The sequence below is a fragment of the Kribbella sp. genome (assembly GCF_035655035.1).
In the GTDB taxonomy this organism is placed as follows: Bacteria; Actinomycetota; Actinomycetes; order Propionibacteriales; family Kribbellaceae; genus Kribbella.
The window spans coordinates 1-12,311 of the sequence record NZ_DASRVN010000022.1; the positions used below are offsets into that span (position 1 = coordinate 1).

At 69.6% G+C, this 12,311-nt stretch carries 10 protein-coding genes; 6 read left to right on the forward strand and 4 right to left on the reverse strand.

Features of this window, described 5'->3' with window-relative positions:
* Together VFF46_RS01550 and VFF46_RS01555 are read right to left on the reverse strand one after the other, a co-directional pair.
* Positions 1–1,704: heavy metal translocating P-type ATPase (locus tag VFF46_RS01550; RefSeq protein ID WP_325035153.1), on the reverse strand; the 1,704-nt coding region annotated here is incomplete at its 3' end.
* Complete coding sequence (locus tag VFF46_RS01555; RefSeq protein ID WP_325035154.1) at positions 1,701–3,683, reverse strand: cytochrome c oxidase assembly protein; 1,983 nt, start codon at positions 3,681–3,683, stop codon at positions 1,701–1,703. The genes VFF46_RS01550 and VFF46_RS01555, both read right to left, overlap by 4 nt.
* A 141-nt stretch (positions 3,684–3,824) precedes the next feature.
* Here VFF46_RS01555 and VFF46_RS01560 point away from each other — a divergent pair, with 141 nt between their 5' ends.
* The gene (locus VFF46_RS01560; protein ID WP_325035155.1) at positions 3,825–4,385 is read left to right on the forward strand and encodes a DUF5134 domain-containing protein; all 561 of its coding nucleotides are present in this window, start codon (positions 3,825–3,827) and stop codon (positions 4,383–4,385) included.
* A gap of 37 nt (positions 4,386–4,422) precedes the next feature.
* On the opposite strand, the gene VFF46_RS01565 is transcribed toward VFF46_RS01560, so the two are convergent.
* Positions 4,423–5,529 (reverse strand): GntR family transcriptional regulator, encoded by a 1,107-nt coding sequence (locus VFF46_RS01565; RefSeq protein WP_325035156.1) that lies wholly within the window; start codon positions 5,527–5,529, stop codon positions 4,423–4,425.
* 146 nt (positions 5,530–5,675) lie between these two features.
* Here VFF46_RS01565 and VFF46_RS01570 point away from each other — a divergent pair, with 146 nt between their 5' ends.
* Genes VFF46_RS01570 through VFF46_RS01585 form a run of 4 tightly spaced genes read left to right on the forward strand, consistent with a single transcriptional unit; the run spans position 5,676 to position 9,827 of the window.
* The gene (locus VFF46_RS01570; RefSeq protein WP_325035157.1) at positions 5,676–6,962 is read left to right on the forward strand and encodes an ABC transporter substrate-binding protein; all 1,287 of its coding nucleotides are present in this window, start codon (positions 5,676–5,678) and stop codon (positions 6,960–6,962) included.
* Complete coding sequence (locus VFF46_RS01575) at positions 6,959–7,909, forward strand: sugar ABC transporter permease (RefSeq protein WP_325035158.1); 951 nt, start codon at positions 6,959–6,961, stop codon at positions 7,907–7,909. Before VFF46_RS01570 ends, VFF46_RS01575 begins: the two co-directional genes overlap by 4 nt.
* A 10-nt stretch (positions 7,910–7,919) precedes the next feature.
* On the forward strand, positions 7,920–8,795 hold the full coding sequence (locus tag VFF46_RS01580) for a carbohydrate ABC transporter permease (protein WP_325035159.1): 876 nt from the start codon (positions 7,920–7,922) through the stop codon (positions 8,793–8,795).
* A 30-nt stretch (positions 8,796–8,825) separates the two neighbouring features.
* Positions 8,826–9,827, forward strand: a complete 1,002-nt coding sequence (locus VFF46_RS01585) for a hydroxyacid dehydrogenase (protein WP_325035160.1) — start codon at positions 8,826–8,828, stop codon at positions 9,825–9,827.
* Between the two features lie 11 nt (positions 9,828–9,838).
* On the opposite strand, the gene VFF46_RS01590 is transcribed toward VFF46_RS01585, so the two are convergent.
* Entirely contained in the window at positions 9,839–11,197 is a 1,359-nt protein-coding gene (locus VFF46_RS01590) for a sulfatase-like hydrolase/transferase (RefSeq protein WP_325035161.1), read from the reverse strand.
* Between the two features lie 143 nt (positions 11,198–11,340).
* Here VFF46_RS01590 and VFF46_RS01595 point away from each other — a divergent pair.
* Positions 11,341–12,311, forward strand: a 971-nt coding sequence (locus tag VFF46_RS01595; protein ID WP_325035162.1) for a HoxN/HupN/NixA family nickel/cobalt transporter, incomplete at its 3' end; no start/stop codon positions are given.

The following is a 12,311-nucleotide window of genomic DNA, read 5'->3' on the forward strand; positions in this document are numbered from 1 at the left end:
GTCCCCGGGAGCCCCCGCACCCACGGACCGTCCACCCCCGCCAACGCCCGGCTCCCCGCCAACGCCCGGCTCCCCGCCGACACCCGGCTCCGCGCCGGCGCCTAGCTCGACGCCGACTGTTTGCAGTAGGGCGTGGTTGCCTACGGCTACTTGTTTTCCCTCGACGGTGGCGGTGGCGCCTTGGCCGGGGTGGGTGGTGAAGTTGGTGGTGGGGTGGGTGGGGAGGTTTTCGGTGGCAGCGAGGTGTTCCACGGCGCGCGCGATGGGGTGTTCGGAGCCTTGTTCTACCGAGGCGGCGTACGTGAGGACCTCTTCGCGGGTGAGGTCCGCGGTGAGGTGGACCTCGGTGATGGTGAGGTCGCCGGTGGTGAGGGTGCCGGTCTTGTCCAGGACGATGGTGTCGATCACACCGCTGGCCTCCAGCGCGTCCTGACCTTTGATCAGGATCCCGAGCGTCGCCCCGCGCCCGATGCCGACCATCAGCGCCGTAGGCGTCGCGAGCCCGAGCGCGCACGGACAGGCGATCACGAGTACGGAGATCCCGGTCCCGACCGCCTGTGCAACAGACGCACCCGACACCATCCACCCAGCAGCGACAGCAATGGCCAGCACGATCACGGACGGAACGAACCACACGATGATCCGGTCGACCGTGCGCTGGATCCGCGCCTTCCGTTCCTGCGCCTGCTCCGCGATCGCCGCCATCTGCGCGAGCTGCGTGTGCACCCCGACCGCTGTCGCGGTCAGCACCAGCCGCCCGTCCGTACTGATGGTCCCACCAACAACCTGATCGCCGGCCCCGACCGTCCGCGGCACCGGCTCCCCGGTCACCACGCTGGTATCGACCGCGGCCGCCCCCTCGACGACCGTCCCGTCCACCGGCACGATCTCGCCGGCCCGGACGACCACCGTGTCGCCCTTCACCACCTCACCGGTCGGTACGTCGACCTCGGCCCCGTCCCGCACCACCCGCGCGACCGGCGTCGCCAGCCGCCCGATCGCCCCGAACACGTCGGCCGCCCGCCGCCGGGACCGGGTCTCGAAGTACCGCCCCGCGAGCTGGAACACCGTCATACCGGCGGCGACGTCGAGATAGAGACTCCCGGTGTCGAGCGAGAGCCACAGCCCATGTGACGTACCACCGAGCCCCGGCCACACCACCGACACCGCCGCCCAGCCGAACGAGACCGCGATCCCGAGCGACACCAGCGTGTCCATGCTGACCGCCCGGTGCCGCAGGTTCCGCACGGTCGCGCGATGGAACGGGTACGCCGCCCACGTCACGATCGGCAGCGCGACCAGCAGGCACGCGAGGTCCCAGCCCGGAAAACGCAGGGACGGTACGGCGGCCAGCACGATCGTGGCGTCCATCAACGGGATCGCCAGCAGCGTCGCCAGGACGAGCCGTCGCCGCAGTGAGCTGATCCGGCGGGCCGTCAACTGCTCCGCGAGCTCGTCGCCGGACTCGGGATCCCGCAGCGTCGCCTGGTACCCGGCGCGGTCAACCGCGGACGTCGCCCGTTCGGTGAGGTCGGCGCCAGACCCGGTGACGATGGCCCGCTCGGTGGCGTAGTTGACCGTGGCTGTCACGCCGTCGAGCTTGTTCAGCGCGCGCTCGACTCGGTTCGCGCAGGCGGCGCAGGTCATCCCGCCGACGAGCAGCTCGACGGTCGCGGTCCGTGGTTCCTGATCGGTCAGCGTCACCGTCGCTCCTGGGTGGATTCGGTACGCCGGGCGAGCCGCTGCAGCATCGCGTTGTAGGCGTCGTGCGAGTCGTCGAGGCCGCTGTCGAGGTGCCGGTCGATCCGGCGCGCGGCCCGGCCGTCCTGGATCGCCCATTGCAGCGCCAGTACGACGACCACGATCAGCAACGGGATCTCGCTGCCCGCCCAGGCGATCCCGCCGGCGACGTGCTGCGTCGCGGCGAGGTCACGCTTCCACGGCACTTCGAGATGGTCGTAGAACGACTGGCCGATGATCGCGCCGTCGGACATCAGGATGACGCCGAAGAACGCGTGGAACGGCATCGCGCCGAGCAGTACGGCGAGCTTGGCCAGCGACGGCAGCTGGTGCGGCGTGCGGTCGACGCCGATCACGAGACCGAAGTACAGGCAGCCGACCAGCAGGAAATGCGCGTTCATCAGTTGGTGGGCCCAATGGAATCTCATCAGGGCCCCGAACGCATTGGTCAGGTACAACGCGTAGTACGAACCGATGTACACGGTGAAGACGAACAACGGGTGGTACAACGCCTGCAACGGCCGCGAGTGCAGGAACGCGAGGATCCACTCGTGCGCCCCCGGCTGCGCGCCCTTGGGGGCGGCCGGTAGCGCCCGCAACGCAAGCGTGATCGGCCCGCCGAGCACCAGCGGAACCGGCGCGAGCATGTTCAAGGCCATGTGCACGGCCATGTGGACGGCGAAGTCGGCACCGGAGTACGTCCCGAGGCCGGAGCTGGTCACCACGATGATCAGCACCCAACCGAGCGTCCACGCGATCGTCCGCGCGACGGGCCAGCGCTCACCCTGCCGCGCGAGCCGCCGGACACCGGCGAGATACCCGGCGATCGCGACGGCCGCGGCTGTGACGAACAGCAGGTTCGGCCGCCACTGCGCGGCCAGCGCGCCGAACCCGGGCGGGACCTTCAGGTCGAACCCGAAGAAGATCTGACTGATCGACGCCGGTACGAAGAACTGCGGCGGCGGGATCCGCGTCATCGCCAGCCCGGCCGCGACAAATCCCGCCGCACCGCCCGCGAGCAGCACGGCACCGCTCGTGACCCGGCCCCGGTACACCGCGACAAGGCCGCCGCCAACCAGACCGAGGGCCGCGAACTGCGCCAGACTCAACCACCCGGTAGCACTCGCGAACGGCGACGACCCGGCGAGCTTGAACCAGAGCAGGACGCCCTCGGTCGCCACGAGCACACCGAGCAGTACGGCGGACGTACTGCGCCAGTGCACCCGGTCGAGCACCCGCACCCGGCGCCCGGTCGCGACCCGCAGCGCCTGGACGACGGCGACACCGAGCAGCACCTGCCCGGCGAGAGTCTGGACGATGCCGGCGTCGCTGCCGAAGTCGTGGCGCGGACCGACCAGGATCTGCCCGACGACGACCGGCGCCAGCGAACCCACCAGCGCGGCCCAGAGCGCAATGGCGTACCCGATCCATCGCGCGCTCAGAACGCAGGTGACGAGCACGAGGATCGCCGCGACGAACGCCACCATCCAGGACCGCCCCGCGTCGCCTGAGAGCAGCGCGAACCGCAGCGCCTTCGGGTCGGCGAGCTTGCCGAGCGAATACCCGTTCGAATCGGCCGAGTCGAGGCCGATGAGCAGCCCCGAGCCGATCGCCCAGACGGTCGCGGCCCGGCGTACGACGACCGGCTCGAACCACTCCGCCACCTCGAGCTGCCGCCGCGATGCCTTGTCCTGGACAGGCCGGGCCTTGCCCGCGAACAGCGCCGACGCCAGCGCTCCGACCACGACCAGCGATGAGAGATCCGTCACGGCCCGGACGAACGTCGTGATCAGGCTGGTCACCCGGCCGGGGTCGTCGCGGGCGATCGGCAGGTAGCTGCCCGGACCCGTCACACCGGTGGTGACGAGCGGTACGGCGACCGCCAGCACGCCGAGCAGAACGACGTACCGGATCAGCCACGGCCGGTGGCGTGTCGGTGCCACGTCTCTCCTGATCTGCTGCAATTGCCTTGAGCCCCCAACAGCTGAGTACGAAGGACGACACCGAACAGTTCCCGGAACTTCCCTGGATTCTTCGGAGTTGGACAGTACGGTCGCCCCCTCGCGAGGAAGGTCCCCGCCTCGATGTCGCACGGAATGTCCTCGGTCGCGCTGACGATCGTCTTCGCGGTCTCCGGGCTGTACGGCCTGTGGCGGGTCGCCTCCGGGCGCGGGCGTGGGATCGAGACGGTGGTGGACGTGAACCACGTCCTGATGAGCCCCGCGATGCTGCTGATGCTGTGGCTGCCGTCGACGCCGGGGATCGTCTGGGTGCAGATCGTGCTGTTCTCGGGGCTGGCGCTGGTGTTCTTCCGGCACCTGTCCGTCTCCGACGGTGTCACCGCGCGGACCGGCGTGCTGCTGCACGGCGGGATGAACCTGGCGATGGTGTGGATGCTCGCCGTCGGCACGGTGGGCATGGGAGGCATGGCGGACATGGCAGGTATGCCGGGGATGGATCATGCGGCAGGACCGACCTGGACAGGGCTGCTGAGCTGGTCGGTGGTCGGTCTGCTGGTGCTCTCCGCGGCCTGGTGGTTCGGCCGCGTGATGTGGGGGAGCGGTCACCGGATCCTGTGCTGCTGCCACGGCCTCGCCACCGGCGGGATGGCCGGCATGCTCGCGCTGATGACGCCTGTGTTCTAGCTCACACCTCGGCTCACACCTCGGCTCACACCTCGGCTCACACGTCGGCGGCGGCCGGTTTCGCGCCGCAGGAGGCGCGGACCACCAGCCGGGGCCGGAGGTGGATCTGGTGGATCGGCAGCGCGTCGCCGAGGCTGAGGCGCTGCAGCAGCACCTGGACGGCGAGCTGGCCGAGCTGGTAGCGCGGCGGCGACACCGCGGTCATCGGTACCTCGGCGACGTCCACGAACTCGTTGTCGTAGGCAATGATGGCGAAGTCGTCCGGGACCGCGAGGCCGGCCCGGCGGGCGGCGCCCAGGATCAGCGAGGCCTCCCGGTCGCCGAAGCACAGCGCGGCGGTGATCCCGCGGGACCGGAACAGCGCGACGGTCTCGTCGGCGCGCCGCGCGGTCCAGTCGTGCAGCCGCTGCGGGTCGTGCCGGGTCAGCCCGAAGTCCTCGACCGCGCGGTCGAAGCCGGAACTGATCGGCGGCGTGGTCGGTGCCTCGGCCCGGACGGCCAGCCCGATCTCACGATGCCCGAGGTCGTGCAGATGCCGTACGGCGTCGTACGCCCCGCCCTCGTGATCCGTGCAGACGTGCTCCATCGCGTCGCCGGCGCCGAGCGCGGCCAGCCGGCGTTCGACGAACACGACGGGTACCGGTAGGTCGAGCAGCTCGGCCACTCGGGCGCGCGGATCGGCGAGGGCGTGCAGAGACGGGACCAGCAACAGCCCGTCCACGCCCGCGTCCAGCAGGCCGTTGATGGCGGTGTCCTCGGCGTCCGGATCGTAGTGCGAACACGCGAGGACGAGCCGCGCGTTGGCCTGGAACAACGCCTTCTCGATGCCCTGCAGTACGCGCGGGTAATACAGCGCGGTGTCCGGCACGAGTACGCCGATCACCTGTTGCCGCGCCTGCACCCGGTGGCTGGTCGGCGCGACGAACGTGCCGGCGCCCTGCCGGCGGACCACGAGGCCGGCGGCGGCGAGCTCCTGGTACGCGTGCCGGATCGTGGTGAGGGACAGGCCGGTCTCCGCGGCCAGCGCGTCTTCGGTCGGGAGCTTGCTGTCCGGCGGGTAGGTGTTGTCCAGGATCCGGTGCCGCAGCTCCCGGGCGAGCCGGCGGAACTTCAGCTCACGCGACGTCTGGGGGACCGGCTGCACCCGCTCATCATCACACGCCGAAAAGAGAGGATTGAAGGAGGATTCGGTCCCAGCAGCGCATCGGGGCCGGAATCCGTCTTGATTCCTCCTCCGCGACCGCCGCACCGTCTCTCCAAGTCGATCCCCCGACTGGAGAGGACCACGTCATGAAATCACCGATTGCCGGCCGGATCACCGCGACCTGCACGGCTGCGGCCCTCGCAGCGACCGCTCTGGCGGGCTGCGGTTCGAGTTCGGGAGGCGGGGCGGGCGCCGGGAAGGAGCTCACCTACTGGTCGATGTGGAAGGACGGCGAGCCGCAGCAGACCGCGCTGAAGGCGTCGATCGCCGAGTTCACCCAGCAGACCGGTATCAAGGTCAACGTCCAGTGGCAGGGCCGGGACGTGCTGACCAAGCTGCAGCCGACGCTGATGAACAGCCCGGCCGCGGACCTGATCGACAACCCGTACAACAACGTGAAGTCGAAGATCCCGGCCGGCGGCGCCGAGGATCTCTCCGGAGTCCTCGGCCAGAAGGTGTCCGGCGAGGGCAAGACCGTCGGCCAGGTGATCCCGGAGGATCTGCAGAAGCTGGCGGAGGTCGACGGCAAGCACCCGATGCTGCCGTACGTCATCACCTGCAACAGCATCTGGTACAACGGCGCCCGCTTCCCCGAGCTGACGAAGAACCCGCCGGCGACCTGGCAGGCGTTCCAGCAACTGGTCGGTAAGCAGAAGCTGGCGCTCGACGCGGACATCCCCGGCTACAACGCGTCGTGGTACATCAGCCTCGTCGTCGGCAAGCTCGGCGTGGGTTCGTTCCACCAGGCGGCCGCGGACAAGACCGGTGCGACCTGGGAGAAGCCGGAGTACGCCGCTGCCGCCGCACAGGTCGAGCAACTGGCCAAGGGCGGGTACTTCGCCGACGGGTACAACGCGAGCAAGTTCCCCGCGATGCAGCAGAAGTGGGCGACCAACAAGGCCGACTTCATCCTGATGGGCTCGTGGCTGCCGAGCGAGGCGAAGACGTACGCCGCCGAGGGCTTCCAGTACCGCACCTTCAACTTCCCGAGCGACGGCGCGGCGAGTACGCCGGTCGCGTGCCAGCCGTCCGGGTGGGTGGTGCCGGCGAAGGCCAAGCACAAGTCGGCCGCCGAGCAGCTGGTTGCGTTCCTGTACGGCAAGAAGCAGATGCAGTCGTACGAAGACGCAACCGCCTCGCTGATGGCGCGCCAGGACGTCACGGTGGCACCGGCCGCCGCCGACATCGCCGCGCTGGTGAAGAAGAACGGCACGTACATGAACGCGGACGGTGTGACCGCGGACTTCTCCGACTGGTGGACCAAGGTGTTCCTGCCGCTCGACGACCAGCTGGTCACCGGCAAACTCTCGGCGGCCGACTTCATCGGCAAGCTGAAGTCGCAGAGCGCCGACTTCTGGAAGCGCGGACAGTGACGGCCGTCGCCGGCGCGGGTACGGCGGTGACGACCCGCACTGCGCAGAGCCGGAAGGGGAGCGCGCTGCAGCGCCAGCGCCTGCGGCTGTACGTGCCGTTCGTGGCACCGGCGCTCGCGCTCTACGCGATCTTCCTGCTGATCCCCGTCGTGGCCACCGTGTGGATCAGCCTGCACAAGTGGCCCGGGTACGGCCCGATGGAGTGGACCGGCGCGAAGAACTACCGGTACATGTTCGGTGATCCGGTGTTCCAGCAGGCGTTCAAGAACACGCTGTTGCTGTTGTTCGGCGGCGGCGTGGCGACGTTCGCGATCAGCTTCGGACTGACGATGTTGCTGCGCGACCTCGCCGGGCGGTCGACGGTCCGGTCGGTGATCTTCTTCCCGAACATCGTGCCGGCGCTCGTGCTGTCGATCCTGTGGGGCTTCCTGTTCCAGGCGGACGGCCTGGTCAACAAGCTGCTGCGCGCGATCGGCGTCCAGCATCCGCCCGCGTGGCTGTCGCAGGACCACCAGTACGCGATGATCCTGCTCGGCCTGGTCTGGATCAGCACCGGCTTCTACACGACGGTCATCATGGCCGCGGTCGACCGCATCCCGCCGTACCTGTACGAGGACTGTCTGCTCGCCGGGGCGAACTCCTGGCAGCGGTTCCGGCACGTGACGCTGCCGCTGTCCTGGGACGTGATCGGCGTCTGCTCGGTGTTGTGGACGATCAACTCGATCAAGACGTTCGAGTTCATCCTCGCGATGGCCGGATCCGCGAGCGGTCTGCCCAGTACCCGGACGTGGACGGTGTCGCTGTACGCGTACGCGACCGCGTTCGCGGCGGACGGCGTACCGAGCTACGGCCTGGCCGCTGCCGACGCGATCTTCACCCTCGGCCTGGTGGCCGTGCTCGTCGTCCTGATCCGGCGCGTGATGCGCCGCGACGCCATCCAGTTCTGAACGGATCGCCATGAGTACTCTGACCGACCTCCTGCGACGTCCGCCGCGCCCGACCCAGGCGGGCGCGATCCAGCGCTTCCTCGGTGCGCCGCTCGCCTGGGCGCTGGTGGTGTTCGATCTCGCCGTCCTGGTCTGGATCCTGCTCAACTCGGTGAAGTCGACCCGCGAACTCCTGGACGCCCCGTGGTCGTTGCCCAAGGCACTGCACTGGGAGAACTTCGCCCGCGCCTGGTCCACCGGGAACTTCGGTCCGGCGGCGGTGAACTCGGTCGTCCTGATCGCCGGTACGGCGATCGCGACCGTACTGCTCGCGGCGCCCGCCGGGTACGCGCTCAGCCGGCTCGGCGCCCGCAGCGCCGGGGCCACGACCTCGCTGTTCGCGATCGGCCTGGGCGTCCCGGCACAGGCGATCTTCCTCCCGCTGTACGCCGTGATGAGCCATCTCGGGCTGGTGAACAGCCTGTGGGGCCTGTGGCTGCTGTACACCGCGACGTCGATGCCGTTCGCGGTGTTCTTCCTGACCGGCTTCTTCCGGTCGTTGCCGATCGAGCTCGAGGAGGCGGCCGCCCTCGACGGCGCGAGCCCGCTGTACACGTTCGCGCGGATCATGCTGCCGGTCTGCCGCAGCGGGATCGTCACGCTGGTACTGCTGAACGTCATCGGTCACTGGGGCGAGACGTTCTTCGCGCTGGTGTTCATCCACGACCAGCAGCTGCAGACGTTGCCGCTGGCAATGCTCGGGTTCCTGCAGCAGATGCAGTACAACGGCGCGGACTGGGGCGGCATGTTCGCCGGGATCGCGATCGTGGTGCTGCCGCTGGTCGGGCTGTACCTGTGGCTCGGCCGCCGGATCATCGAGGGCATGACGCTCGGCTCGGACAAGTAGATCGGCTCGGACAAGTAGAAAGGCTCGGCTTTGCCCGCACGCAGAACAGCGCTGATCGCGATGAACCCGTCGGTCCGGGCGCTGGCGTTCCCGCCCGACCTGCTGGACCGGCTGCGCATGAGCGTGGACGTCCGGGACGAGGTCGTGACCGACTTCGGCGATCCCGGCGTACGCAAGGCGCTGGCGGCCACGGACATCCTGATCACGGGCTGGGGGTGCCCGCGGATCGACGCCGCGGTGCTCGCGGACGCGCCCCGCCTCGCGGCGGTGCTGCACGCCGCCGGGAGCGTGAAGGGGCACGTCGGGCCGGAGGTCTGGGAGCGGGGGATCGCGGTGTCCTCGGCGGCGGGTGCGAACGCCGTACCGGTGGCCGAGTTCACCGTGGCGGCGATCCGGCTGGCCGGGAAGCGGGCGTTCCGCCTGGCGGCCCGGTACCGCGACAGCGGGCACGAGGACCACACGATCGACCCGGCGATGGGCAACGCCGGGCGGACGGTCGGCATCGTCGGCGCTTCGCGGATCGGCCGGCTGGTGCTGGAGCTGCTGGCGGGTTCGGCGTACGAGCTGATGGTCTGCGACCCGTTCCTTCAGCCGGACGATGCGATCGCTTTGGGCGCCGAGCTCGTTGACCTGGAGACCCTGCTGCGGCGGAGCGACATCGTGTCGCTACATGCACCCGCGCTGCCGGAGACGCGGCAGCTGCTCGACGTACGGCGGTTGGCGCTGTTGCGCGACGGCGCCGTGGTGATCAACACCGCACGGGGTTCGTTGATCGACACCGCGGCGCTGGTCGCGGAGTGCGCGAGCGGCCGCCTGGACGCGGTCCTCGACGTGACGGATCCGGAGCCGCTACCCGTGGGTCATCCGCTGCTGAGCCTGCCGAACGTGCAGGTCACGCCGCATGTGGCCGGCGCGATGGGGACTGAGATTCGGCTGCTGGGGGAGTACGTCGTGGCCGAGGTCGAGCGGCTGGTGGGCAACCAGCCGCTCGCCGGCCGGATCACCGTGGACGAGTTGCGACGCATCGCCTGAGCACTGGGCAGTTACGCCCAGGGGTCGTTGCAGTGGGCAAGCTCTTCCTGCAGCGCCGCCCGGAGTGTCGTGACCTCGCCCGGGCGCTGGTCGGCGACGTTCTCCTGCTGGTACGGGTCCTTGGTCAGGTCGTACAGGCGCAGGTGCTCGGCGCCGTCACCGGTGCGCTGGACGACGAACGTCCGGTCGTGGGTGCGCAGGCCGCGCGTGTCCTCGGTGGTGTCCTCGAAGCCGCCCGCCGGACGCAGGTAGAGCGCCCGGTCCGGGCGGTCGCCGGGCCCGCCGCGGACGACGTCCGCGAGGTTCCGGCCCTGCATCTCGTCCGGCACGGCGGCGCCGAGCAGGCCGAGGAGCGTGGGGGCGATGTCGGGCGCGCTGAGCAGCAGGTCGTCGGTGCGGGCCGGGACGCGGCCGGGCCAGCGGAGGATGAACGGCACGAGCAGTGATTCGTCGTACCAGACGTTCTTGAACATCAGGCCGTGACTGCCGAGCTGCATGCCGTGATCGGACGTGAACACGACGATCGTGTCGTCGGCCAGCCCTTCCGCGGCGAGGGCGTCGAGCAGCCGCCCGATCTGCTCGTCCACGCCGGTCATCGCGGCGAAGTACTGCGCGGCGATCGTTGCCGCCTCGTCCGATCCGGCCGGCACGTTCGGACGGACGAGCAGCTCCTCCGCCGACAGGTCCCGGTACTCGTCCAGGTAGCGCGACGGCACGGTGTCGAACGGCTGATGCGGCGGGTTGTACGACATCGTCAGAGCGAACGGCGCGCCGTCCTCGCGGTACCGTCGCGCCGCGTCCCGGAGGAAGCCGAGCGCGACATCGGTCTCGTGCTCCGGCGACCACGCGTCCACCTGCGTCGGTGCCTCGCGGGGCGCCGCGTCGGCCCAGTAGTGCGGATGCAGGTGGTCGTCGCAGCACCCGTGCGAGTACCAGAAGTCGAACCCGTGCCGGCGCTCCGGCGGCGTGTACGCGTCCCACACGCACCCCTCGCGGACGCCCTCGCCGTGGATCGCGTCCTCGTCGGTGGGCGGGTCCAGATGCCACTTCCCGACGTACCCGAGGTAGTACCCGTCGGCGTGCAGCACGTCCGACCAGCACGTGAGGTCTTCGCGCAGCCCGACCCCGAGCGGTGCCGTCAGCGAGTTGACGTTCAGCGGTACGCCGTTGCCGAACGGGTATCGCCCCGACATCAGCATCGCGCGATACGGGCTGCACACCGGGTAGTTGCTGACCGCGTTCGTGAGGACCATCGCGTCGGCGGCGAGCGCGTCGAGGTGCGGCGTCCGGACGGGATCCTGGCCGCGGAACCCGAAGGCGCTGCTCCGCCACTGATCGGCCAGCACGAACAACAGATTCGGTCTCTGCACGGACGGGTCCTCTCTCCGGATACGGCAAACGCCCTCACGGTCCGTTGCCGCGGGCAGAGGAATCAAGCAGCAATCCTTTCCTGCGACTCGGTTGCATCTGGGCCCGGAAAGGCGTTAACTGGCGATTCGTGAGGCGAGGAGCTGTGACCGGTCGCGAATGGACCTCGGTCGGTGGGATGGCGGCGTTCGTGCTGCTCCTGCACCTGATCGGCTGGGGCGTGCTGGCGCTGGTGGTGGCGCCGCGGCACTACCTGCTCGGGTCGGCCGGGGTGTTCGGGGTCGGGCTCGGCGTGACGGCGTACACGCTCGGGATGCGGCACGCGTTCGACGCCGACCACATCGCGGCGATCGACAACACCACCCGGAAGCTGATGGCGGACGGGCGGCGGCCGTTGTCGGTCGGGTTCTGGTTCTCGCTCGGCCACTCGACGGTGGTGTTCACGCTGTGCTTCCTGCTCGGCATCGGCGTCCGCGCGCTGGCCGGCCAGGTCGCGAGCGACTCGTCCCGCCTGCAGCAGGTCACCGGCGTGATCGGTACGGCGGTGTCCGGCGTCTTCCTGTACCTGATCGCCGCACTGAACCTCGCCGTACTCGTCGGCGTGATCAAGGTGTTCCGGCGGATGCGCACCGGCGCGTACGACGAGGCGACGCTCGAGCAGCACCTGAACAACCGCGGCTTCATGAACCGGATCCTGTCCGGTGTCACGAAGGCGGTGACCAGGCCGTGGCAGATGTACCCGATCGGGTTCCTGTTCGGCCTCGGTTTCGACACCGCGACCGAGGTCAGCCTGCTGGTGCTCGCCGGTGGTGCGGCCGCCTTCAGCCTGCCCTGGTACGCCGTGCTGACGCTGCCGATCCTGTTCGCGGCCGGGATGAGCCTGCTCGACACCATCGACGGCTGCCTGATGAACTTCGCCTACGGGTGGGCGTTCGCGAAGCCGGTGCGCAAGGTGTACTACAACATCACGATCACCGGCCTGTCGGTCGCGGTCGCGCTGGTGATCGGCAGCATCGAGCTGGTCTCGATCCTGACCGAGAAGCTGCACATCGAGCACGGTCCACTGGCGGCGATCGCCGCCGTGGACCTGAACAACGTCGGGTACGCGATCGTGGC